Raw genomic sequence first — 22,139 nt, forward strand, 5'->3', positions numbered from 1 at the left:
ACGAACGATTCCAGATCGCGGCTAAAGCCGCTCCTACAAGAGCATGTGGACCACGAAAACAACGCGGCCGCCCGAGGGCGGCCGCGCTTGCATCTCAATTGGCAACAATCAGTCGCGGACCGGTGCGGCGTCCTCGCCTTTGGCCTCGGCGATCACCGCCTCGACCGAACCGGTGGTGATCGGGTGGTAACCCGGGCGCGCCTCGGCAAAGGTGCTCTCGGCCAGCGCCAACCCTTCCGGCGTCTTCACCAGTGCCTCGTACGTCGGCATGATCAGCTTGCGGCGACCGATCTTCTTGAGGAACGCGGCGATCTCATCGTTGGCTTCGCCATAGCCGCTGCGCACCGCCAGCGGGTACCAGCGCATCGCGATCTCGCCGTTCGGGGTGCCGGTGAACTCGTACGCGGCATCCAGCGCGGCCAGCTGTTCGGTGGTCAGGGTCTCCGGCATGCCTTCGAGGAAGTGCACCCATTCCTGGGTGGTCCAGGCCTCCGTCACCGAGGCTTCCGGCAGCGTGCCGGCATCGAGCCAGGCCTTGCGCGCGGTGTCGACCGCGTCCATCCGCGGCGATTCGGTCTCCGGCGCGGAATCCGGGATGCCGGTGCCGTAGACCCACTCGTCAAGCTCGGCTTCGGTGACCTTGCCCGGGTACTTGTCGAGCAGGTTTTTCTGGGTGTACTCGACGAACGTGGTGGTCGGGATCGACTGGAACGCGAAGTGGTCGAAGTAACCGCGCAGGTACTCGTCAAAGGCCTCGCGGCCGAAGCGCTGCTCGAGGAACTGCATGAACCACGCGCCCTTGTCGTAGGCCACCGCGGTCAGGGTATCGCCGGCCTTGACCTGCACGTCGGGGCGGATCGCAAGCGACTGCGCCTGTGGCTCCATCTCGCCGATGGTCTCGCGCAGCTCGTTGCGCGCGATCACGAACTCCATGTCGGCGCGCTCCTTGCCGTACAGCGACTCGACGATGCGGTTCTCGACGTAGGTGGTGATGCCCTCGTTGAGCCACTGGTCCTTCGGGCTGGAGAAGGTCACCAGGTTGCCCGACCAGCTGTGCGCCAGTTCGTGCGCAATCAAGGACACCAGCGAGCCGTCGCCGACGATCACGGTCGGGGTGATGAACGACAGGCGCGGGTTCTCCATGCCGCCGTACGGGAACGACGGCGGCAGCACCAGCATGTCGTAGCGCTCCCAGCGATACGGGCCGTACATCGCCTCGGTGGCGTCGATCATCTTGCCGGTGTCGGCGAACTCGGCGGCGGCCTTCTCGACCATCGCCGGCTCGGCCCAGACGCCGCTGCGCTCGTTGATCGGCTCGAACACCAGGTCGCCGGCGGCGATTGCCAGCAGGTAGGACGGGATCGCCTGCGGCATCTTGAAGCTGTAGTCGCCGTCGCGCTCGGCCTTCGGGTCGTTGTCGGCGCTCATCAGCACCATCGCGTCTTCGGGCGAGGTCACGTGGGCGGTGTAGGTGAAACGCACGCGCGGCGTGTCCTGCAACGGCACCCACGAACGCGCATGGATCTGCTGCGACTGGCTGAACATGAAGGGCTGCTCGCCGCCCTCGGTCATCGCCGGGGTCAGCCACTGCAGGCCGGAGGCTTCGGGCGAGGTCTCGTAGGTCACGCGAATGCGCTCGGGCTGCTGCGGCGCCTGGATCGTGAGCTTGCTGCCAAGCCGCTCGTCGGGCTCGGCCAGGTCGAACTTGAGGTCGACCCACTTGTCGTCGCTGCGCTCGCCGACCACCTTCTCGATGGTCAGGTCGCGGGTGTCGAGCACCAGCTGGGTGGCGTCGGGATCGATCCAGTCGAGCTGGTAGGTCGCGCTGCCGGCAAGCTGCTTGTTGTCGAAATCGACCGCGAGTTCGAGCGCGAGGTCCTCGATCCGGACCTGGTCGGGCTGCGCGTAGGACAGCGAGTCGTACTCGGTGACCGGCGCGGCGGCTTCGGCATCAGGCGTGGCGGCGGTGTCGCCGGCCGGCGCGGCGTCGCGCGAACAGCCGCCCGCGATCACGGCGGCGGCAACACAGAAAGTCAGTATCGAGGAACGCATGGCAGGCCCACGGTTACGGGTGAGCGGCCGAGTGTAGCGCCGCCCGGGCGGCGGCGCGAAGTGCCGGTTGTGCCGATTGGCGCGGCCGTCAGACCTTGTAGCCGGTGTGGATCGCGACGATGCCGCCGGACAGGTTGCGGTAGTCGCAGCGGGCGAATCCGGCCTCGTCCATCATCGTCTTCAGCTCGTCCTGCGGCGGGTGCTTGCGAATGCTCTCGGCGAGGTACTGGTAGCTGTGGGCGTCGTTGGCGAACAGCTTGCCCAGCCGCGGCAGCACCTTGAACGAGTGGAAGTCGTACAGCGGCTTGAACCAATCGGCCGTGACCGCCGAGAACTCCAGCACCCGTGCCTGCCCGCCGACCTTGAGCACGCGATGCATCTCGCGCAACGCGGCGTCCTTGTCGGTGACGTTGCGCAGGCCGAAGGCAATGGTGACGAGGTCGAAGCTGGCGTCGGGGAACGGCAGCTTCTCGGCATTCATCTGCACGTACTCGAAGCCGGCGACCCTGCCCTTGTCGACCATGCGGTCGCGGCCGACCCGCAGCATGTCGCCGTTGATGTCGCCCAGGACGATGGAGCCGCTGTCGCCGACCCGGTTGCGCAACAGCAGCGCGATGTCGCCGGTACCGCCGGCCAGGTCGAGCACGCGGTCACCGCGCCGAACCTGCGCGGTGGCGACGAAATAGCGTTTCCAGACCCGGTGCACGCCCATCGACATCAGGTCGTTCATCAGGTCGTAGTTGCCGGCGACCGAGGAGAACACCTGGCCGACCAGCTTCTGCTTGTCGCCGGTGGGGACGTCGCGGAAGCCGAAGTGGGTGGTGCCGGGCTTGTTTTCGTGGGGGGTCTGCTCGCTCATCCCGGGATTATCGCACCGGTGCCATTGGGAAAAGCGAAGGTCCGCAGATGCGGGTCTTCGAACCCGCGCCCGCCGGTCGGGCGGCCGCGCAGCGCAGCAACACCGGTGCTGATCAATCGGCGTCGAGTTCGTCCTGCAACGCTTGTACGCGCGCCAGCCGTGACCGGCTGCGACGGCACCACCACCAAGCGAAGCCCGCCAGGCCAAGCACCAGCGGAATGTTGATCGCCAGTGACAGCGCAGCCTGCCGCGGCGTCATCGGCAGCGCGATCGCATCCGGCGCCAGCACCCCAGCCAGCAGCAGGCCAAACAGCGCCACCCACATCGCGACCGCGAGCCACGAGTTGACCCGCCAGTACAGCAGCGAGGTAGAGATGCGATCGCGCTCCAGCGCCAACAGCGCGCGCACGTCCAAACCACTGTCGCGGACCTGGCGACGCCGGATCCACAGCGACCAGCCCTGGAAGCCCAGCAACAGCGCAATCGTCACGGCGAGCGCCGACGGCGAGAACAGCGGCGGGTCGATCCCAAGAGTCGCCCACGCGCAAACGCCGACCCCCACCGTCGTCAGCAGGATTTCCAACGCGAGCCAGGCGCGGATCCGGCGGCGGTGCCGGGTGACGTCGCGGCGCAGGGCATCGACATCGACCACCGCCGTCGGCTGCGCGCGCCAGTCGGCGGCCAATGCATCCCAGCCACCGTTGATCGGTGCCGCGACGCCGACGCTTTCGGTCGGGATATTCATGGATTGCCTCCCAGCCACTCGGCCAGTTGCTTGCGGGCACGACTGAGCCGCTGTGCCACGGTGTTTTCCTCGAGCCCCAGCGACTGGCCGATCTCGCGTTGCGAAAAGCCTTCCAGCGCCAGCACCACGACCTGTCGCTGACCGAGCGCCAGGCGCCGCACTGCGGCGAGCAAGGCGTCGCGGCGTTGTTGCGCTTCGGCGTGGTGTTGCGGATCGGCGATCGGATCGGGGTGGGACTCGTCGATCGCGTGTTCGTTCAATCGGCAGTACTTGCCCAGATGATCTACCGCACGGTTGTGCGCGACCCGGGCGACGAAGGTGCGCAACGAGGCTTCGCCACGCCACTGTGGCAGCGCGCGCCACAGGGCGAGGCTGATCTCCTGCAGCAGGTCCTCGCGCCGGCCGGACTCGAACTCGTAGCTGGCGGCGATGCGCGACAGCATCGCGCTGTGCTGCCTGAGCACCTCGTCGATATCGATCGCCGCCGGCGCCGACTCAATCAACTCGGGCGCGGTCGAATACATCGCGGTAACTCGTGTAACCGACCAACGTCGCGAATGGCAGCAGCACCAGCAACAACGGCAGCAACCACAGAATGGCACCCACCATGGCTGCCACCAGTGCGGTCAGCAGCGCTACCGGTCGCCAATAGCGGACAACGCACCCCAGACTTTCGCCCAGCGCCAGACCGACCCCGACGCCATCAAGCAACACCCGCGGCATCACGAACATCAACAGCGCCGCCGGCACCGTTCCCGACGCCAGGATGCAAGCGAACACCACCCGACCCAAATGCAGATTGGCGATATCGCCCGTTGCCAGCGCAATCGCCTGGTCGATGCCGCCCAGCGCCACCGTGACCAGCAACTGGAACACGAACACCCCGGCGGCCAGCAATGACACCAGCAGCAGCGGCGCCAGCCGGGACAGCAACAGCCGGCCCGCCAGCGCAGGCGCGAACGCGTCGTCACGTGACTTGTGATGGATCAGCGCCAGTACCCAGGCACCGGCCAGCGGTGTCAGCAGCTTCGACAGCACGATACCCACGCCAGGCGCCAGCTGGATCAGGGCTTCCACCACGACCGGCAGCAACGACAGCAGGAACAGGCGAACCGGGGCACGGCGAAACATGCGCCAGGCGTCGACCAGCCAGGTCGACAGGATCTGCAGGGCGGGGCGGGCGTGGGCCGCAGCGAACGGGACCGTGGCATCCATGTGTGTTTTCCGTTTGGGTCTGCCGGGCTAGTCGCCCGTCGCACGAAAAACCTGACAACCGGACGCTACAGGATGTAACGACTCAGGTCCGGATCCTTCACCAGTTCGCCCAGGTGCGCGTCGACATAGGCGCGGTCGAGGGTCAGCGACTGGCCGTCGCGGTCGGGGGCCTCGTAGCTGATGGTGTCGAGCAAACGTTCGAGCACGGTGTGCAGGCGACGGGCGCCGATGTTTTCCTGGCGCTCGTTGACCTGCGCGGCGATCTCGGCGATGCGCTCTATCGCGTCGTCGGCGAAGGCGAGCTCAACGCCCTCGGTCTTCATCAGCTCGACGTACTGGGTGGTCAGCGCTGCGCGCGGCTCGGTCAGGATCCGCACGAAGTCGTCCTTGCTCAGCGCGCCCAGTTCTACCCGGATCGGGAAACGGCCCTGCAGTTCGGGGATCAGGTCGGACGGCTTGGCCAGGTGGAATGCACCGGAGGCGATGAACAGGATGTGGTCGGTCTTGATCGAGCCGTACTTGGTGCTGACGGTCGAACCCTCGACCAGCGGCAGCAGGTCGCGCTGCACGCCTTCGCGCGAGACATCGCCACCACCAACGTTCTCGCCACGTTTGGCGACCTTGTCGATCTCGTCGATGAACACGATGCCATGCTGCTCGCAGGCCTCGACCGCGGCCTCGCGCACTTCCTCCTCGTTGACCAGGCGCGCGGCCTCGTCCTCGATCAGCTGCTTGCGCGCGACCTTGATCGGCAGGGTCTTCTTGTGGGTCTTGCCGCCGGATACCTGCGAGAACATCTGCCGCAGCTGCTGGCCCATCTCCTCCATGCCCGGCGGCGCCATGATGTCGACGCCGACGTTTACCGCCGCTTCGATCTCGATCTCGCGTTCGTCCAGTTCGCCGGCGCGCAGTTGCCGACGCAGCTTGAGGCGGGTGCCGTCGTCGGCGGTGTTGGCCTGCGCGGACGGCTCGTCGCGGGCGGCGTCGGCGACGTTGAAGCCGAACGAAGTCGCGCCGGGGTTGCTGCGACGCGGCAGCAGCGCGTCGAGGATGCGGTCCTCGGCGCGTTCCTCGGCCTGGGTGCGGACCTTGGCCTTGGCCTGCTCGCGATAGAGCTTGACCGCGGTGTCGGCGAGGTCGCGGATGATCTGCTCGACGTCCTTGCCGACGTAGCCGACCTCGGTGAAGCGGGTCGCCTCGACCTTGACGAACGGCGCGTTGGCCAGCGTCGCCAGCCGCCGCGCGATTTCGGTCTTGCCGACGCCGGTCGGGCCGATCATCAGGATGTTCTTGGGCATCACCTCGTCGCGAAGTTCCGGCTCCAGCTGCATCCGCCGCCAGCGGTTGCGCAGCGCGATCGCGACCGCGCGCTTGGCGTCGTGCTGGCCGACGATGTGGGTGTCGAGCGCCTGCACGATCTCGCGCGGGGTCATGGTGGTGTTGGAGGTGTCGGGTTTCATGTTCACAGTTCTTCGACCACCACGTTGCGGTTGGTGTAGATGCAGACGTCGCCGGCGATGTTGATCGCCTCGGTGGCGATGGTCTTCGCGTCGAGTTCGGTGTGGGAGAGCAGCGCGCGCGCGGCCGACAGCGCGTACATGCCGCCAGAACCAATGGCGATGATGCCGTCGTCGGGCTCGATCACGTCGCCGGTGCCGCCGATGATCAGCGAGGTCTCCTTGTCGGCGACCGCGAGCAACGCTTCGAGCTTGCCGAAGCGGCGTTCGGTACGCCAATCCTTGGCCATCTCGACCGCGGCGCGGGTCAGCTGGCCGTGCTTGAGCAACTTGGCCTCGAACAACTCGAACAGGGTGAACGCATCGGCCGCGGCGCCGGCAAACCCGGCGAGCACCTGGCCGTCCTTACCGAGCCGGCGGATCTTGCGCGCGTTGGCCTTCATCACCGTGTGGCCAAGCGTCACCTGGCCGTCGCCGGCGACCGCGACCCGGCCGTTGCGGCGGATCGAGACGATCGTGGTGGCGTGGAACACGTTGGGGTTCTGGCTGGGGTCCATTGCAGGCTCCGGGGGTCGAATCCCTTGGATGGGGATGGGCGGCTGCGGGCGCAAGGGGCCGCATTGACTACGCGCGATGGTGGTTCGATGTAGGAGCGACGTAAGTCGCGACCCGCCGAACCCTTGAGGCGATCTGCAGGTCGCGGCTTACGTCGCTCCTACAGGCACCGTTGCGGCTTAGCGCTTGCGCTTGGCGCGCGGATGGGCGGCGTCGTAGACCTTGGCGAGGTGCTGGAAGTCGAGGTGGGTGTAGATCTGGGTGGTGGCGATGTCGGCGTGGCCGAGCAGCTCCTGCACCCCGCGCAAGTCGCCGGAGGACTCGAGGATGTGGCTGGCGAAGCTGTGCCGCAGCAAATGCGGATGCACCCGTTTGAACAATCCCTGGCGCTGGGCCAGCTGGCGCAGCCGGTACTGCACCGCGCGCGAGGTGATCGGACCGTTGCGCCCCGGGAACACCGGCGCCTCGCGCCCGGCGCCGGTCGAGGCGCGCCACTCCGCGAGCGCCGCCCGCGCGAACGAGCCCAGTGGCACGCTGCGCTGCTTGCTGCCCTTGCCGAGTACGGTGACCAGTCCCTCGTCGAGGTCGAGATCGCCCCAACGCAGCGCGCACAACTCGCTCAGGCGCAAACCAGAGGAATAGAACAACTCCAGCAACGCCCGGTCGCGCAACCCGAGCGGCACGTCGGTCGGCACCTCGACCAGCACCTTGACCTCGTCGGCGTCGAGCACCTGCGGCAACTTGCGCGGCGCCTTCGGTGCGCGGATCGCCGCCGCCGGGCTGGCCACGATCCTGCCCTGCTTCAACAGCCAGCCATACAAGCTGCGACACGCCGACAACCGTCGTTGCAGGCTCTTGGGCGACAGCCCGCGACGGTGCTCGGCGGCGATGAAGGCACGCAACTGCTCGGCCTGCACATCGAGGATCGCAATGCCCTGTTCTTCGGCCCATTGCGACAGCGCCGCAAGGTCACGCCGATATGCGTCGAGCGTGTGCGGCGACATCCGCCGCTCCACCGCGAGGTGGGCGAGGAACTCGTCGATGGGGTACGCGCTCACGGCTTTGCGGCCACAAACCGGAGCGCCGCCAGATCGCGACGCGGCGTCCTGTCCGGGGTTTGCGAAAAGCGGACCATGGATGGTCCGCGGCGGTGAGTCAGGCCATGGATGGCCTGACCGAACCGGGTAGCAAACCCCGGACAGGGCGCCGCTCCCCCCGAAGCCGAGAACCCGCTCTTGCTCCTCCCGGGACCAGAGTTACCGCGCATACCTCGCCAGCGCCGTCTCCAGCGCCTCGCCCATCATCCGCAGGAACAGCGTCCCCATCCCCGGGAAGAACCGGTTCGGATCGGCACTGCCGACCGCCACCAGCCCCACCCCCGGCAATGGCAACAACGCCGTCGACTGCACCTCATCGGCACGCATCCCGTACAGCAATGCATGCTTGTCCGGCTGCAGCCGCCCGCACAACGGCTCGCCATCGCCGAGGCAATCGCGGAACGGCTGCAGCCGCGCATCATCGGCGTCGATCTGCTGCAGCCAGTCGGCTTCCTCCAGACCGCCGACCGGCGCGAACATTACCAGCCGCACCAGGTCGCCATTGAAATCCTCGGCCAGGCTCGCCGCCATCGCCCGCAGCGTGTCGGCGGCGCTGCCCTGGCGCATCAGCGCCAGCGTCAACTGGTGGGTACGCACCGCCAGCCGCTCGTTCTCCTGCGCATTGCCCGACAACTCATGAAGGCGCCGGTTGAGCTCGCGGTTCTTGTCGCGCAGCACCTCCAGCTGGTAACTCGCCAGCGACGCCGCCGAACCCTCCTCGCGCGGCACCACCAGGCTCAACGACAGGTCCGGGAACTGCTGCAGGAAATTCGGGTGGCGCCGCAGCCAGGCCGCGACCTCGTGCGCCCCGAGTTTTTCGGTGGTCTCGCTCATTGCCGCCATTCTCCTTCGAATACGAATGTCGCCGGGCCGGCCATCGTGACCGGCGCATCGTCGCGCGGCCAGGCGATCCGCAGTTCGCCGCCCGGCAGCACCACGTCGACCTCGCGGTCGATCTTGCCGCGCCGCATCAGGATCGCCGCCGCCGCGCAGGCGCCGCTGCCACAGGCCCGGGTCTCGCCGACCCCGCGCTCGTACACCCGCAGGCGGATGCGCTGGCGCGATTCGACCTGGACGAAACCGACGTTGGCCGATTCCGGAAAGCACTCGTGCTGCTGCAGCAACGGGCCGGTGCTGGCCAGCGGCGCGGCGCTGATGTCGTCGACCTCGACCAGCGCGTGCGGGTTGCCCATCGATACCGCGCCAAAACCGATGATCGCGCCGCGGATACCGAGCACGTAAGGATCGCGCGGCCCGTCGAAGCCATGCAGCGGGATACGCGCGGGCTCGAATTCCGGCGCGCCCATGACTACCCGGTAGCCGTCAGCGAGCCGGCTCACCGCATGGCTTCCGACCGGACTGTCGAGGATGAACTCGGGCGCGTTCGTGGCGCCGTCGCGGACCAGCCACGCAGCAATGCAACGCGCGCCGTTGCCGCATTGCTGCGACGCCGAGCCATCGGCATTCCAGATCCGGTAGCTGGCGATCGAACCGTGTTCGCGCGGGTCTTCGACGGTGAGGATCTGGTCGCAGCCGACGCCGGTGTGGCGATCGGCCAGGGCCCGGCACAGCTCGGCGGACGGTGGTGCCGCATTGCCGCGCTGGTCGAGCACGACGAAGTCGTTGCCGGCGCCGTGCATCTTGCTGAAGCGCAGGTCCGCCGTCACTGCAGTCGCCGGCTCAGCCATTGCCGTCGTCAACCGTCCCCGTCGCGGGGGGGTTGTCGCTGTCAGTGTCGTTGTCGCTGTCGTTTTGCGGCACGGTGGCCGGGTCGATCGGAATGCGCGGGTCGTCAATCAGCGGCTCGGGCGGTGCCGCGTCGTCGAAGTCATCTGTCGTCGCCGGATCGCCGGTGGCCGGGGCGACCGGCGCTTCGGCCGGGAGTGCCTGAGGTATCGCGATCTCGACCGGCACTCCGCCTTCGGGGGTCGGCGGAGCCTCAATCTCGGCCGGTTCCTCGGACATCACCAGCGGGCCCTTGTTGCCGCAACCTGCGAGCGCCAGCGGCAGGCAAACGACGAGGGCGGCGAGCAGCAGCGGGTGTCGTGCAGTGTGTCGTGCGTTCATCGCCGCAGTGTAGCCGCGGCGGTCGCGGCTGCGAAGCTCACCGCGATGGCGGTTCAGGCCGCGCCCACAGCCAGGTCGCGACCACGGCCATGATCGCGGTGCCGGCGATCGCCATCCACGGCCGCGGCGCGGTCAGGAACATCAGCCCCGCGCACGCGGCCATGCTCACCAGCGCGAACCACTTGGCCCGCCGCGAGACCGCACCGGAGCGCTGCCAGTCGCGGATCATCGGCCCGAACTGGCGGTGGCCCAGCAGCCAGCGGTGCAGCCGTTGCGAACCGCGGGCGGCGGCGTAGGCCGACAGCAGCACGAACGGCACGGTTGGCAGGCCGGGGACGACGATGCCGACAATACCGAGCCCGAGCGCAAGGTAGGCCACCAGCCACCAGGCCCAGCGCAGGCGGCTGGGCGGGAACGTGGGCACGGGTTCGGTATCGGGCATGGCCGCTATTGTCCCACTGGACTTCCTGCGGTCGTAAGCGCTGCTTTAGCCGCGATCTGGAGTCGGCGCGGGCGAACGATTTCCGATCGCGGCTAAAGCCGCTCCTACAAGAGCCCGCTATTGCGCGGGCTCGGCGACGTCCAGCCGGTCGAGCATGAACGCGTACATCTCGGCCAGCTCTCGGTAGCGGCGGAAGCGGCCGGACTTGCCGCCGTGGCCGGCGTCCATGTTGGTGCGGAACAGCACCGGCTCGGTGGAGGTGTTGAGGTCGCGCAGGCGGGCGATGTACTTGGCCGGTTCCCAGTACTGCACCTGCGAGTCCCACAGCCCGGTGCCGACGAACATCGCCGGGTAGGCCTGCGCGTCGAGGTTGTCGTATGGCGAATAGCTGAGCATGTATTCGTACGACTCGACGCTGGTCTCGGGGTTGCCCCACTCGTCGTACTCGTTGGTGGTCAGCGGGATCGAGGCGTCGAGCATGGTGGTGACGACGTCGACGAACGGCACCTGCGACAGGATCACGTCGTAACTCTCCGGCGCCATGTTGCTGATCGCGCCCATCAGCAGGCCGCCGGCGCTGCCACCGTAGGCGGCGACACGGTCGGGCGCGGCATAGCCCTGGTCAACGAGGAACCGGGTCACGTCGATGAAGTCGGTGAAGGTGTTCTTCTTGTTCAGCAGCTTGCCGGCGTCGTACCACTTGCGGCCCATTTCCTGGCCGCCGCGGATGTGGGCGATCGCGTAGACCATGCCGCGGTCGAGCAGGCTGACCACCGGCAGGTTGAAGCCGGGATCCATCGAGTAGCCGTAGCTGCCGTAGGCGTACTGCAGCAGGGCGGCGCTACCGTCCTTGGCGAAGCCCTTGCGATACACCACCGACACCGGCACCCGGACGCCGTCGCGGGCGGTCGCCCACAGGCGCTCGGTCGTGTACTGCGACGGGTCGTAGCCGATCACCGGCTGCTGCTTGAGCAGGCGGCGTTCGCCGGTCCTGGTGTTGAGTTCGTAAGTGGTGTCGGGCGTGGTCAGCGAGGTGTAGCTGTAGCGCAGCCAGTCGGTGTCGGACTCGGAGTTGACCGACAGGCCCATCGAGTAGGCGGACTCGTCGACCTTGACGTATTCGGCCGGCGCGTCGGCGATGCCGGGCTCGCCCTTCAGCAGGCGGATGCGCTCGAGGCCGCCGGAGCGTTCGCCGATCGCGGTGAAACCATCGAACAGCTCGAAGCCGTCGATGAACACGTCTTCGTCGTGGCCGATCCACTGCCGCCACTGCGCGCGCGAGGTTGCGTCGCTGGGCGCGGTCATCAGCTTGAAGTTCTCCGCGCCGTCGGCGTTGGTGCGGATCACCCAGCGGCCGCCGTGGTGGTCGGCGTCGTACTCGACGTCGCGCTCGCGCGGCGCCAGCACGGTGAACTCGCGCGGGTCGGCGGCGGGCGCGCAGCGCATCTCGCTCGACACCGTGCTCTCCACGCCGATGCAGATGTACTGGTCGTCGCGGGTGCGGCCGATGCCCATGTAGAAGCTGTCGTCGGCCTCCTCGTACACCAGCACGTCGTCGCTGGCCGGAGTGCCGAGCACGTGTTTCTTCACCCGCACGGTGAGCAGGGTCTCGGGGTCGTTCTCGACGTAGAACAGGGTCTTGTTGTCGTCGGCCCAGACCATCTCGCCGGAGGTGCCGGTGATGCGGTCGTCGAACACTTCGCCACTGTCGAGGTTCTTGATCCGGATGACGTACTGGCGACGACCGACGTCGTCCTCGGCCCAGGCCAGCAGGTGGTTGTCCTGGCTGGTTTCCCAGTCGCCGACGTTGAAGTAGTCCTTGCCGGCGGCCATCTGGTTGACGTCGAGCAGGACCTGCTCGGGCGCCTGCATGTCGCCCTGCCGTCGCGCGTAAATCGGGTAGTCCTGGCCGGTCTCGAAGCGGGTGTAGTACCACCAGCCGCGCTCGCGGTACGGCACCGAGCTGTCGTCCTGCTTGATCCGGCCGACGATTTCCTCGTACAGCGCGTCCTCGAGCGGCTTCAGCGGCTTCATCGCGGCGTCGACGTAGGCGTTCTCGGCGTTGAGGTAGGCCAGCATCGCCGGGTCGTTGCGGTCGTCGTCGCGCAGCCAGTAGTACTCGTCCTGACGCTGCGCGCCGTGCGGCGCGGTGACGGTGTGCGGGCGCTGCGCCACGTCGGGCGGCGCCGGCAGGTCCTGGGCGAGGGTCGGGCTGGAGAGGGTCATCAAGGCGGCCAGCAGCAAGGTGGGTTTCATGGGATGGGGTCCGGGGATGGGAAGTGCAACCGGCGAACGGGAAAAGACGGGCCGGCTAGAAGCCGGCCCGTCGTTCCATCAGTCGTTCAACTTCTTCCACAGGAACGTATATGCCAGCGCGCTCATGTGTGCGGCCTGCCTGTTGTTGGCCGAGCCGCCGTGGCCGCCCTCGATGTTCTCGTAGTAGCGCACGTCCTCGCCGCCTTCGAGCATCTTCGCCATCATCTTGCGGGCGTGGCCGGGGTGGACCCGGTCGTCGCGGGTCGAGGTCATGAAGATCGTCGGCGGGTAGTCCTTGCCCGGCTGGTACAGGTGGTACGGCGAGAAGGTCTGGATGAACGCCCACTCTTCCGGCTTGTCGGGGTTGCCGTACTCGGCCATCCACGAGGCGCCGGCCAGCAGCTTGTGGTAACGCTGCATGTCGAGCAGCGGCACCTGCACCACGATCGCGCCGAACAGCTCCGGGTACTGGGTCAGCATGTTGCCCATCAGCAGGCCGCCGTTGCTGCCGCCCTGGATGCCGAGCTTGTCCGCCGAGGTGATCTTGCGCGCGACCAGGTCCTTGGCCACCGCGGCGAAGTCCTCGTAGGCCTTGTGGCGGTTCTGCTTCAGCGCCGCCTGGTGCCAGCGCGGGCCGTACTCGCCGCCGCCGCGGATATTGGCGACCGCGTAGACGCCGCCCTTCTCGAGCCAGCCCTTGCCGACGCTGCCCGAATACCCGGGCGTCATCGAGATTTCGAACCCGCCGTAGCCATACAACAGGGTCGGCGTGCTGCCATCGAGCACGAGGTCCTTCGGCTTGACGATGAAGTACGGCACGCGGGTGCCGTCGTTGCTGGTGGCGAAAAATTGATCAACCTCGTGGGTGCTGGCGTCGAAGAACACCGGCATGGTTTTGAGCACCTGCGGCGACTGCCCGGGTTCGGCGATCGCCAATGTTGCCGGGCTCAGGTAGCCGTCGGCCTGCACCCACACCGCGTCGCTGTGGTGCGGATCGACCGCGCTCACGTTGACGCTGCCCTCGGGCTGGCCGGTGAAGTCGCTGCGCGCCCACTCGCCTTCGCCGTCGACCGGCGGGGTCAACACCTGCAGGTCGTTCTTGACGTCGTCGAGGACGTTCAGCACGAGGTGGTTGGCTGTCGCGGTGACGCCGGCCAGCGAGGTGGTGTCGGTCGGCTCGAACAGCACGGTGAAGTCGCGGCCGCCGGCCATGAACGCATCGAAGTTGGCGGCGACCAGACTGCCGGCGCGGTAGGTCTTGCCGCCGGCCTCGTACGGGTCGCGCAGCTCCAGCACCAGCCAGTCCTTGTGCACCGACTTGTTGGCGGAGTTCGGCGCATCGATCTTCTGCAGTTCGCCGCCCTCGCCGATGAGGTACAGCTCGTCGTTGTAGAACGCGAGGGTGCGGCTGACGAAGTCGCGCTCAAAGCCGGGGGTGTGGTCGTGCATCGCCGCGATGTACATGTCGTCGGGCTTGCCCTCGTAGACCACGGTCGCCTCGCTCATCGGCGTGCCGCGGGTCCAGCGCTTGACGATGCGCGGGTAGCCGGACTCGGTCATGGTGCCGTCGCCGAAATCGGTGAAGACGTAGACGTTGTCGCGGTCGATCCAGCCGAGGCCGCCCTTGGCTTCGTCGCGGAAGAAGCCGCCTTCGACCCACTGCTTGCTGGGCAGGTCGAACTCGCGGGTGACGTCGGCATCGGCGCCGCCGCGCGACAGCGCGACCAGGCAGCGCTGGTACTCCGGCGGGAGACAGTCGGCGCCGTGCCAGACCCAGTTCTCGCCTTCGGCCTGGTTGAGGGCGTCGAGGTCGATCACGGTTTCCCATTCGGGGGCGTCGCTGCGGTAGGACGCGAGCGTGGTGCGCCGCCAGAGGCCACGCTGGTGCTGGGCGTCCTTCCAGAAGTTGTAGTAGTGGTCGCCGATCTTCTCGACGTAGGGAATCTTCGCCTCGGAGTCGAGGATCGCGAGGATCTGCGCTTCGAGTTGCTTGAACTCGGGGGTCGCGGCCAGCTCGGCTTCGGTGACGGCGTTGCGGGCCTTGACCCAGTCGAGGGCTTTCTCGCCTTCGACGTTCTCGAGCCAGAGGTAGGGGTCGGTCACGGCGGGCTCCTGGGCGTGGGCGGCGCCCGAGGCCGCGGCGAGGCCGGCGGCGAGGATGACGGCCTGGCAGGCCTGCGACAGCTTGGGCATGGGCGCTCCGGGGGGGCGGGGTTGGGCGAAAACACGAAGCTTGCACGCTAGCACGGGGTGGTTGGGCGGTGGCGTGGCTGAAGTCACGCGGGGTTCTTGCTGGAACCGGGTTGCGTTGATGCTTGAATGTCTGGGGGCTTCGGGAAGCTGCGCGAGCGGGAGCCGGCCCGTGGGGTGTTGCTCCAGCCCTCGGTCAGGCCGTCCTGCACTGACTCGGGCCGCGGCCATCCATGGCCGCTTTTGCGCAACACCCCACGGGCCGACTCCCCTCCGGTTGTCTGGCTTCGGGCGGCTTCGTTGTAGGAGCGACGTGAGTCGCGACCCGCCGAACGCTGGAGGTCATGTACAGGTCGCGACTTGCGTCGCTCCTACACGAGGGCTGCTTGGCTATGCGGCTTTTGGGAGCGCGGGGCGGGGCGATGGGCGGGCGCGACGGCGGGCTTGCGGGCCGCTGCGAAGGCGGCGGGCGGCAGGGGCGCGGCGCTCGGCGGTGGCTGCGGGCAGTCGGAAACGATGCAACGCCCACCAGGCGCTCAGCGGCATCGCCAGCAGCCACAGGGGCAGCCAACCGAATGTCTCGCTGGAGCCGCGGGCGGCGGGGACCAGCAGCAACAGGGTCGCGCCGATCGCGATGGCGTAGCGCAGGACATCCTTGATGCGCGGGTCGACGGGATCGGCGGCGGGCGGGTCGGAACGGTTCATGGCACGGATCCTGGTGGCTGGAGCCGCAGGATTGCGCCGGGGGTTCTCACAGGCTGCGACGTGGCGGCGCACTTGTGTAGGAGCGGCTTCAGCCGCGATCGGGAATCGGCGCGAGCGGACGGTTTCAGATCGCGGCTGAAGCCGCTCCTACAGGGAACGACGTCAAGTCGGCTGGCAGCCCGGCAGGTACGAAGGCGTCAGTAGCCGGCGGCATCGAGCGCCTTGTCGGCCTCGGTGCGGCCGACCTCGATCAACTCGCGGGCGCGCCAGAACTCGTAGAACTGGCAGGCGTCGCGCGGGATCCGGATCACCAGCTCCGGCGGGTCCAGCGCCATCTGCACGCGGGCGATCTGCGCCTGCATGGTGTCGAGCGAGCGCGCCATCACCTCGACCAGGCTGTACGGGCGCGCGCCGGCGGCGGTCGCAAGCGCGGCGGCGGTCTCGGCAGGATGGCGATGGAACCGGTGTTCGAACCACGCCAGCAGGCGCGAGTGCGACGGCGTCTCGTCGCCGGGCGAGGCAGGCTCTTCGTCGAAGTCTGTCGTCCCGGTAAGCGCCGGGTTGCCGGGCTCCGGTTCGGCGGGCCTGCCGGGCGGGTTGCTCGGCCAACTGTTCATGTCAACCGCGATCAACCGATGCGCGTCCGACAGCCGGCTCGCGGTGATCGGCAGCGGCGCGAGCAGGCCGCCGTCGACGAGTTCGCGGCCGTGCACGCGATGCGGGGTGAACACGCCGGGGATCGCGATCGAGGCGCGCACCGCGTCCCACAGGTCGCCCTCGCGCAACCAGACCTCGCGCTGACGCGCCAGATCGACCGCGACCGCGGTGAAGTCGATCGGCAGTTCCTCGATCCGCAAGTCGCCGGTGCGCTCGCGCAGCGCGGCCATCAGCCGGCTGCCCTCGAACAGCGCCGGCTGCCCAAAAACAGGATCGAGCAGCCGCAGCATGTCGGTGCGGCTCATCGACAACAGCCAGTCGCGGAACACGCCGAGCTGGCCGGCCGCGAACACGCCGCCGACCAGCGCGCCGCTGGACGAGCCGGCGACCGCGACGATCCGCAAGCCTCGCGCCTGCAGCGCCTCGATCACGCCGATCTGGGCGAAGCCGCGCGCGCCGCCGGCGCCGAGTACCAGCGCGACCGGTTCGCCGCGCTCGATCTTCGGCGCATCGGCCATCACTTCGGGTCGCGCTCGTAGTTGGCGATCGCCAGCGACAGCAGCGTGCGGGCCTGCTCGCGCAACGACTGCGGCTCGACGATCTCGGCATCGCTGCCGTGGTGCAGCACGTCCATCAGCAACTCACGGCCGGAGCTGTACGGGATCTTCAGTTCGTAGCGACCATCGGGCAGGAACCGTCCTTGTTGCTGCGAGTGCCAGTGCTCGTCGGCGACCCAGCGCGCGGCCTTGGCGCTGAACATGATCGTCGCCCAGCCTTTCGGGGTGCCGGAGAAGATGCCGTAGCTCGACGCCAGCTGGCGGTCAAGTTCCTCGTCGGGGACGTCGCGGGCGGCTTCGTCGAGCTGGCGCGCGGCGCTGATGCGGTCGACCGCGAAACTGCGCAGGCCGTCGCGCTCGTGATCCCAGGCGTCGAGGTACCAGTTGTCGCGGTAGTGGGTCAGGCGCTGCGGCGACACCGTGCGGCGGGTGTGCTGGTCGGTCGAGCGGGCGCGGTATTCGAACGCCAGCTGCCTGCGGTCGAGCACCGCGGTGGCGACGTGGCGGAACGCGGTCTCGTCGAGCTTGCGGGTGCGGTGCGGGATCACCCGCACGCGCTCGACCGGCACCCGACGGCCGCCGGCGTGGTCGTCGAGCAGCTTCTCGATGCGCTGCTGCAGCGGCGCCAGCGCGTTCGACAGCACCCCGCCGCCACTGCGCAACATCAACTGCTGCGCGGCGAGCAGCGAGTGCAACTCGTCCGAACTCAGCCACAGGCCCGGCAACTCGAAACGGCTGCTGTCGTCGGGGTCGTAACGGAAGCCCGCCTCGCCGTTGCCGATTACCGGCGCCATCAGCTGGTCGCGCAGGTAGGCGAGGTCGCGGTAGACCGTCGCGCGCGAGCATTCCAGTTCTTCCTGCAAACGCTGCACCGTCACCGGGTAGCGCGCGGCGGTGAGCATGCGGTGCAGGGCGTGGATGCGTTCGATGCGTTCCATGGTCGGGCGCGTTGGCGGATCGGGGCGATCCCGCGGCAAGGATGCCATGCACGCGCCATCCGCCCTAGAAGCGGTATTCGAGCAGCACGAAGGTTTCGCCGAGGTTGTCGCCACCGGTGTCGCCATTGGACAGGTGCCGCAGCGACAGCGTCCAGCGGGGCCCGGCATAGCCGGCGCCGGTGTAGAACTGGCCGTAGCCGGACAGCACGTCGCTGTCGCGGTCGATCAGCGCCACCCCGCCGCTGGCGAACCAGCCGCGCCAGGTGAGGCGCTTGCTGACGGCCACGAACACCGTCACCGGCGCGCGGCCGGACACGGGGCGGTCGCGGTCGCCAAGATAGCCGGCGGAGAATTCCCAGGGATGGCGAGTTGCGCCGAGCCAAGACACGGTCACGACCGGCGTGCGCTGGCCGTCGATCTCGTCGGTTACGCCGCCGCCCACGCCGAAGCCGTCGCCGGCCCGGACCGCCGATGACGAGGCCACGACGATCGCGGCCAACAGAACTTTTACGATTTTCGCCATCGCCTCTCCTGACCGGTGATGCGCCGTCGCCGCGCGCCCGCGTTCCGGAATCAACGTGCCGGCACTACCGGATCGGCCGCAGGCGCCGGATGAACAGGCGCAAGGTCGCGTAATCGCGACACGCCCGGCACACTTGCACCGAACGCGAAGGAGGCGGAAATGAATCGAATGCGCTTGGTCGCCGGTTACCTGTGTGTCGCGCTCGGCTTCGCGATCATCGTGATGCTGGGCTACGGCGTGATCGACCCGATCGGGCTGGACCTGCAGGCCGGCGCGGTCTCGACCGGTGCGCTGCTGCTCGGGTTGCTGCCCAGCGTGCTGCTGGCGGCGGCGGTATTCGCGATCGGCCTGGTCCTGCTGAAGGGCGCGCGCAAGCCTTGACCGATGATGGCGGTTGCGGCGGGTTCCACGACAATTCATTGGCTGGCGGGGACAATGCCGCGTGTTCCAGCCGGAGGCATCCATGCGCAAGCTCGTCCTGGCCGCCGCCATCGGTGCGGCCATGGTCCCCACCATTACGCTCGCCGATGAAACCACCGACGCCGACGATGCCGGCTGGACCGGCACCGTCGAATTTGGCCTGGCGGCCTCGCGCGGCAATACCGACAGCGAGACCCTGCGCAGCCGGCTCGGCCTGGCGACCGCGAACGAGCGGGGAAAGCACGAGGTCGGGCTGGCCTTCCTGTACGGCGAGCAGGATGGGGTCGAAAGCGCCTACCGTTACGAAGCGTTCGGCAAGAGCAACCTCCGCCTGGGCGACCACCACCAGCTGTTCGGTTCGGCGCGAACCGAGCGCGACCACGTGGCCGCCTACGAGTACCAGTCGACCCTCGCGTTCGGCTACGGCAACCAGGTGATCCAGACCGACACCACCCATCTCGGCTTCGAGATCGGCCCGGGCTACAAGTGGTCCAAGCGGCAGGACGTGCGGATCCACGAGAACGGCGCGGTCGTGCGCGGCAACATGGATTTCGGCCACGAGTTCAACGAGTCGACCTCGATCTACGACACGTTCCTGGTCGAGGCCGGCGAGGACAACACCTTCGCCCGCAACGACATCGGCGTGCGGGTCAAGATGACCGAGTCGATGGCACTCAAGGCCGGGGTCGAAATGCGCCACAACACCGACGCGTTGCCCGGCCGGCACAAGACCGACACCCTGACCACGGTCAACGTCACCTACGACTTCTGAACCGGGGCGACGTGGGTTACAGCGCGAGCAGTTCCGCCGCGCCGCTGGCGAGCAGCTCGCCGGCCACCTCGCGACCCAGCGCGTCGGCGGATTCGCCCTCGCCCTGCGCCCGCACCGCGCGCCCGTCGTCGGCCGAGCCGACCAGGCCGTGCAGGCGCAGGCGTCCGCCGGCGAGGGTCGCGAACCCCGCCACCGGCACGTGGCAGCTGCCGTGCAGGGCGCGGTTCATCGCCCGCTCGGCCTCGACGCAGCGGCGGGTATCGGCGTGGTCGAGCGCGACGCACAGCGCGATGGTGGCGGCATCGTCGTCGCGGCATTCGATCGCGATCGCGCCCTGCGCCGGCGCCGGCAACCAATCCGGCGCCTGCAGCCGAGAGCGGATGCGGGCGTCGAAACCAAGCCGCTGCAGGCCGGCGCAGGCCAGCACGATGGCGTCGTAGTCGCCGGCGTCGAGCCGCGCCAGCCGCGTGTTGACGTTGCCGCGCAGGTCGCGCAACTGCAGGTCCGGGCGCAGCGCGCGCAACTGGGCCTGGCGGCGCAGCGAGGAGGTGCCGACCACCGCGCCCGGCGGCAGCGCGGCGATGTCGTCGAAACGGTTGCTGACGAAGGCATCGGCGTAGTCGGCGCGCTGCAGGATCGCCGGCAGCGCGAAGCCCGGCTCCAGCTCCATTGGCACGTCCTTGAGCGAGTGCACGGCGCAATCGGCTTCACCGCGCTGCATCGCGAGCTCCAGTTCCTTGAGGAACAGGCCCTTGCCGCCGATCGCGGCCAGCGAGCGGTCCAGCACCTCGTCGCCGCGGGTGCTCATCGGCACCAGTTCGACCGCGAGGCCCGGATGGGCCGCGCGCAGGGCGTCGGCGACGTGTTCGCTCTGCCACAGGGCGAGCGGGCTCTTGCGGGTGGCGATGCGCAGCGTGGTCATCCGGCGATTATCGCAGGGGCGGCGCTGCCTCTGTAGGAGCGGCTTCAGCCACGATCTGGAACCGTCCGCCCGCGCCGACTCCAGATCGCGGCTGAAGCCGCTCCTACAGGTGTTTCAGGGTGTCGCGCAGGCCGGCGACGCAGCGGCGGCTGACTTCCAGCGGCTGCGCGGCGTGGCGCAGCACCGCCTGGGTGTGTCCGTCGGGGCAGCGGCGCAATTCGGTGATCTCGTGGCGGGCGACCAGGCAGTTGCGGTGGATCCGCACGAAGCGCTCGCCGAATTCGTCCTCCAGCGATTTCAGCGATTCCTCGATCAGGTCCTCGCCGCGGGCGTGGTGGACGATCACGTACTTTTCCTCGGCCTGCAGGTAATGCACGTCCTCCAGCGGAATCAGTCGCAGGCTGCCGCGCAGGCGCGCGCACAGGTGGCTGCGCGGGCCGGGGGCGTTCCGGCTGCTGCGTTCGCGGCCGGCGGCAAAAGTGCGCACGCGCTCCAGCGCCGCGGCCAGGCGTTCGGCCCGGACCGGCTTGACCAGGTAGTCGATCGCCTCGGCCTCGAACGCGGACAGCGCGTGGGCGTCGTAGGCGGTGCAGAACACCACCGCCGGGCGCGGCTCGAACGCGGCCAGGTGGCGCGCCGCCTCCAGCCCGTCGATGCCGGGCATCGCGATGTCGAGCAATACCAGATCCGGCGAATGTTCGGCGCAGGCATGCAACGCCTCGCTGCCGTCGCCGGCCTCGGCGACCACCTCGATCCCGCCGGCCTCGCTCAGCAGGCTACGCAGGCGCTCGCGCGCCAGTGGCTCGTCGTCGGCGATGACCACCTTCATCGACCTGTCCCCCGTGTTCACCCGGCCGCGATCGGCCAGCGGCCCGATCTTAGCGCGGCGGCCGTCGTTGCCGGCTTCGCCATCTCGCGTTCTAGCCGGCGGCGAAACGCTTGCCCAGCCAGTCGCCGAGGTCGCGGATCTGCTCGGCGCAGACCTGGTGGGCCATCGGGTAGTCGTGCCAGTCGAGTTTGAAACCCAGCCCGCGCAGCCGCGCGGCGGCATCTTGGCCGGCAGCGAACGGCACCACCGGGTCGAACTGGCCGTGGGCCATGAACAGCGGCTGGGTCCGGGCGGCAGCCGGCACCGAGGCATCGAGGCCGGCCAGCACCGCGGTCGACAGCGGCAGGTAGCTCGACAGCGCGACCAGACCGGCCAGCGGCTGCGAGCGTCGCAGCGCCGCCGCCAGCGCGATCGCGCCGCCCTGCGAGAACCCGGCCAGCACGACGCGATCGGGCGCGATGCCGCGTTCGCCTTCGCGCGCGATCAGCGCCTCGACCTGCGCCACCGACTGGTTGACCCCGGCCTCGTCGGCGCGGTCGGCCATGCGCCCGGCATCGAGGCTGACGATGTCGTACCAGGCCCGCATCGACATGCCGTTGTTGATCGTCACCGGCCGGACCGGCGCGTGCGGGAACACGAAGCGCAGCGCCGGCCAGTCGCGACGGACCAGCTCGGGCACGATCGGCGCGAAGTCGTTGCCGTCGGCGCCGAGGCCATGCAGCCACAGCACGGTCCAGGCCGGCGTCGGGCCGGTTTCGAGTTCGACGGTTTGCAGGAGAGAGGCGGCGGCCGAGGTGTCGTTCATCGCCACATTGTCGCCGCCCGGTTCGTTGCCGGCCAACCCGGCACCGACGACTCGAAGACGCGCGCCACCGAGCGCG

The 22,139-nt window shown here is 68.6% G+C and carries 23 protein-coding genes; 2 read left to right on the forward strand and 21 right to left on the reverse strand.

The window, feature by feature from the left end:
* Window positions 1-108: 108 nt before the first annotated feature.
* The 18 genes from SNE34_RS09685 to SNE34_RS09770 form a co-directional block, all read right to left on the reverse strand.
* Entirely contained in the window at window positions 109-2,052 is a 1,944-nt protein-coding gene (locus SNE34_RS09685) for a M1 family metallopeptidase (protein ID WP_332616776.1), read from the reverse strand.
* Window positions 2,053-2,140: 88 nt separating this feature from the next.
* Window positions 2,141-2,911, reverse strand: coding sequence for a bifunctional demethylmenaquinone methyltransferase/2-methoxy-6-polyprenyl-1,4-benzoquinol methylase UbiE (ubiE, locus tag SNE34_RS09690; protein WP_332616777.1), 771 nt, complete (start codon window positions 2,909-2,911; stop codon window positions 2,141-2,143).
* Between the two features lie 112 nt (window positions 2,912-3,023).
* Window positions 3,024-3,656 carry a hypothetical protein gene (locus SNE34_RS09695; RefSeq protein WP_332616778.1) on the reverse strand — a complete coding sequence of 211 codons (633 nt, stop codon included), beginning with the start codon at window positions 3,654-3,656 and terminating at the stop codon, window positions 3,024-3,026.
* Complete coding sequence (locus SNE34_RS09700) at window positions 3,653-4,180, reverse strand: RNA polymerase sigma factor (protein WP_332616779.1); 528 nt, start codon at window positions 4,178-4,180, stop codon at window positions 3,653-3,655. The genes SNE34_RS09695 and SNE34_RS09700 overlap by 4 nt, the downstream gene beginning before the upstream one ends.
* Entirely contained in the window at window positions 4,152-4,871 is a 720-nt protein-coding gene (locus SNE34_RS09705; protein ID WP_332616780.1) for a hypothetical protein, read from the reverse strand. The genes SNE34_RS09700 and SNE34_RS09705 overlap by 29 nt, the downstream gene beginning before the upstream one ends.
* A gap of 65 nt (window positions 4,872-4,936) precedes the next feature.
* On the reverse strand, window positions 4,937-6,331 hold the full coding sequence (gene hslU / locus SNE34_RS09710) for an ATP-dependent protease ATPase subunit HslU (protein ID WP_332616781.1): 1,395 nt from the start codon (window positions 6,329-6,331) through the stop codon (window positions 4,937-4,939).
* 2 nt (window positions 6,332-6,333) lie between these two features.
* Entirely contained in the window at window positions 6,334-6,885 is a 552-nt protein-coding gene (gene hslV, locus SNE34_RS09715) for an ATP-dependent protease subunit HslV (protein ID WP_332616782.1), read from the reverse strand.
* A gap of 177 nt (window positions 6,886-7,062) precedes the next feature.
* Complete coding sequence (xerC, locus tag SNE34_RS09720) at window positions 7,063-7,941, reverse strand: tyrosine recombinase XerC (protein WP_332616783.1); 879 nt, start codon at window positions 7,939-7,941, stop codon at window positions 7,063-7,065.
* 198 nt (window positions 7,942-8,139) lie between these two features.
* Window positions 8,140-8,814, reverse strand: a complete 675-nt coding sequence (locus SNE34_RS09725; RefSeq protein ID WP_332616784.1) for a DUF484 family protein — start codon at window positions 8,812-8,814, stop codon at window positions 8,140-8,142.
* Entirely contained in the window at window positions 8,811-9,668 is an 858-nt protein-coding gene (dapF, locus tag SNE34_RS09730; RefSeq protein WP_332616785.1) for a diaminopimelate epimerase, read from the reverse strand. Before dapF ends, SNE34_RS09725 begins: the two co-directional genes overlap by 4 nt.
* Entirely contained in the window at window positions 9,661-10,047 is a 387-nt protein-coding gene (gene lptM, locus SNE34_RS09735; protein ID WP_332616786.1) for an LPS translocon maturation chaperone LptM, read from the reverse strand. Before lptM ends, dapF begins: the two co-directional genes overlap by 8 nt.
* Before the next feature lie 37 nt (window positions 10,048-10,084).
* Entirely contained in the window at window positions 10,085-10,489 is a 405-nt protein-coding gene (locus SNE34_RS09740; protein ID WP_332616787.1) for a YbaN family protein, read from the reverse strand.
* 117 nt (window positions 10,490-10,606) lie between these two features.
* Complete coding sequence (locus SNE34_RS09745; RefSeq protein ID WP_332616788.1) at window positions 10,607-12,745, reverse strand: S9 family peptidase; 2,139 nt, start codon at window positions 12,743-12,745, stop codon at window positions 10,607-10,609.
* Between the two features lie 78 nt (window positions 12,746-12,823).
* Window positions 12,824-14,938, reverse strand: coding sequence for a prolyl oligopeptidase family serine peptidase (locus SNE34_RS09750; protein WP_332616789.1), 2,115 nt, complete (start codon window positions 14,936-14,938; stop codon window positions 12,824-12,826).
* Between the two features lie 387 nt (window positions 14,939-15,325).
* Window positions 15,326-15,640 carry a hypothetical protein gene (locus SNE34_RS09755; protein ID WP_332616790.1) on the reverse strand — a complete coding sequence of 105 codons (315 nt, stop codon included), beginning with the start codon at window positions 15,638-15,640 and terminating at the stop codon, window positions 15,326-15,328.
* Between the two features lie 197 nt (window positions 15,641-15,837).
* Window positions 15,838-16,815, reverse strand: a complete 978-nt coding sequence (locus SNE34_RS09760) for a patatin-like phospholipase family protein (protein ID WP_332616791.1) — start codon at window positions 16,813-16,815, stop codon at window positions 15,838-15,840.
* Window positions 16,815-17,792, reverse strand: a complete 978-nt coding sequence (locus tag SNE34_RS09765; protein ID WP_332616792.1) for a helix-turn-helix transcriptional regulator — start codon at window positions 17,790-17,792, stop codon at window positions 16,815-16,817. Before SNE34_RS09765 ends, SNE34_RS09760 begins: the two co-directional genes overlap by 1 nt.
* Before the next feature lie 64 nt (window positions 17,793-17,856).
* A complete protein-coding gene (locus SNE34_RS09770) occupies window positions 17,857-18,315 on the reverse strand; it encodes a hypothetical protein (RefSeq protein ID WP_332616793.1) in 459 nt (152 codons plus the stop codon).
* Between the two features lie 159 nt (window positions 18,316-18,474).
* Here SNE34_RS09770 and SNE34_RS09775 point away from each other — a divergent pair, with 159 nt between their 5' ends.
* Both SNE34_RS09775 and SNE34_RS09780 read left to right on the forward strand, forming a co-directional pair.
* Window positions 18,475-18,696: a hypothetical protein gene (locus SNE34_RS09775; protein WP_332616794.1), complete on the forward strand. Its 222-nt coding sequence runs from the start codon at window positions 18,475-18,477 to the stop codon at window positions 18,694-18,696.
* An 82-nt stretch (window positions 18,697-18,778) separates the two neighbouring features.
* On the forward strand, window positions 18,779-19,507 hold the full coding sequence (locus SNE34_RS09780; protein WP_332616795.1) for a DUF481 domain-containing protein: 729 nt from the start codon (window positions 18,779-18,781) through the stop codon (window positions 19,505-19,507).
* A gap of 16 nt (window positions 19,508-19,523) precedes the next feature.
* Here the strand turns inward: SNE34_RS09780 and hemC are convergent, their stop codons facing one another.
* From hemC to SNE34_RS09795, 3 genes are all read right to left on the reverse strand, one after another.
* Window positions 19,524-20,429, reverse strand: a complete 906-nt coding sequence (gene hemC, locus SNE34_RS09785; RefSeq protein WP_332616796.1) for a hydroxymethylbilane synthase — start codon at window positions 20,427-20,429, stop codon at window positions 19,524-19,526.
* 103 nt (window positions 20,430-20,532) lie between these two features.
* A complete protein-coding gene (locus SNE34_RS09790) occupies window positions 20,533-21,258 on the reverse strand; it encodes a LytR/AlgR family response regulator transcription factor (RefSeq protein WP_332616798.1) in 726 nt (241 codons plus the stop codon).
* Window positions 21,259-21,349: 91 nt separating this feature from the next.
* Window positions 21,350-22,063: an alpha/beta hydrolase gene (locus SNE34_RS09795; RefSeq protein WP_332616799.1), complete on the reverse strand. Its 714-nt coding sequence runs from the start codon at window positions 22,061-22,063 to the stop codon at window positions 21,350-21,352.
* Window positions 22,064-22,139 lie beyond the last annotated feature (76 nt).

This window comes from Novilysobacter erysipheiresistens (assembly GCF_036663935.1).
GTDB lineage: Bacteria > Pseudomonadota > Gammaproteobacteria > Xanthomonadales > Xanthomonadaceae > Novilysobacter > Novilysobacter erysipheiresistens.

Bases quoted from the DNA above. Each gene is read 5' to 3' on its own strand.
- SNE34_RS09685 (WP_332616776.1), bottom strand. From the start codon at position 2,052: ATGCGTTCCTCGATACTGACTTTCTGTGTTGCCGCCGCCGTGATCGCG.
- ubiE (WP_332616777.1), bottom strand. From the start codon at position 2,911: ATGAGCGAGCAGACCCCCCACGAAAACAAGCCCGGCACCACCCACTTC.
- SNE34_RS09695 (WP_332616778.1), bottom strand. From the start codon at position 3,656: ATGAATATCCCGACCGAAAGCGTCGGCGTCGCGGCACCGATCAACGGT.
- SNE34_RS09700 (WP_332616779.1), bottom strand. From the start codon at position 4,180: ATGTATTCGACCGCGCCCGAGTTGATTGAGTCGGCGCCGGCGGCGATC.
- SNE34_RS09705 (WP_332616780.1), bottom strand. From the start codon at position 4,871: ATGGATGCCACGGTCCCGTTCGCTGCGGCCCACGCCCGCCCCGCCCTG.
- hslU (WP_332616781.1), bottom strand. From the start codon at position 6,331: ATGAAACCCGACACCTCCAACACCACCATGACCCCGCGCGAGATCGTG.
- hslV (WP_332616782.1), bottom strand. From the start codon at position 6,885: ATGGACCCCAGCCAGAACCCCAACGTGTTCCACGCCACCACGATCGTC.
- SNE34_RS09725 (WP_332616784.1), bottom strand. From the start codon at position 8,814: ATGAGCGAGACCACCGAAAAACTCGGGGCGCACGAGGTCGCGGCCTGG.
- dapF (WP_332616785.1), bottom strand. From the start codon at position 9,668: ATGGCTGAGCCGGCGACTGCAGTGACGGCGGACCTGCGCTTCAGCAAG.
- lptM (WP_332616786.1), bottom strand. From the start codon at position 10,047: ATGAACGCACGACACACTGCACGACACCCGCTGCTGCTCGCCGCCCTC.
- SNE34_RS09740 (WP_332616787.1), bottom strand. From the start codon at position 10,489: ATGCCCGATACCGAACCCGTGCCCACGTTCCCGCCCAGCCGCCTGCGC.
- SNE34_RS09745 (WP_332616788.1), bottom strand. From the start codon at position 12,745: ATGAAACCCACCTTGCTGCTGGCCGCCTTGATGACCCTCTCCAGCCCG.
- SNE34_RS09750 (WP_332616789.1), bottom strand. From the start codon at position 14,938: ATGCCCAAGCTGTCGCAGGCCTGCCAGGCCGTCATCCTCGCCGCCGGC.
- SNE34_RS09755 (WP_332616790.1), bottom strand. From the start codon at position 15,640: ATGAACCGTTCCGACCCGCCCGCCGCCGATCCCGTCGACCCGCGCATC.
- SNE34_RS09760 (WP_332616791.1), bottom strand. From the start codon at position 16,815: ATGGCCGATGCGCCGAAGATCGAGCGCGGCGAACCGGTCGCGCTGGTA.
- SNE34_RS09765 (WP_332616792.1), bottom strand. From the start codon at position 17,792: ATGGAACGCATCGAACGCATCCACGCCCTGCACCGCATGCTCACCGCC.
- SNE34_RS09770 (WP_332616793.1), bottom strand. From the start codon at position 18,315: ATGGCGAAAATCGTAAAAGTTCTGTTGGCCGCGATCGTCGTGGCCTCG.
- SNE34_RS09775 (WP_332616794.1), top strand. From the start codon at position 18,475: ATGAATCGAATGCGCTTGGTCGCCGGTTACCTGTGTGTCGCGCTCGGC.
- SNE34_RS09780 (WP_332616795.1), top strand. From the start codon at position 18,779: ATGCGCAAGCTCGTCCTGGCCGCCGCCATCGGTGCGGCCATGGTCCCC.
- hemC (WP_332616796.1), bottom strand. From the start codon at position 20,429: ATGACCACGCTGCGCATCGCCACCCGCAAGAGCCCGCTCGCCCTGTGG.
- SNE34_RS09790 (WP_332616798.1), bottom strand. From the start codon at position 21,258: ATGAAGGTGGTCATCGCCGACGACGAGCCACTGGCGCGCGAGCGCCTG.
- SNE34_RS09795 (WP_332616799.1), bottom strand. From the start codon at position 22,063: ATGAACGACACCTCGGCCGCCGCCTCTCTCCTGCAAACCGTCGAACTC.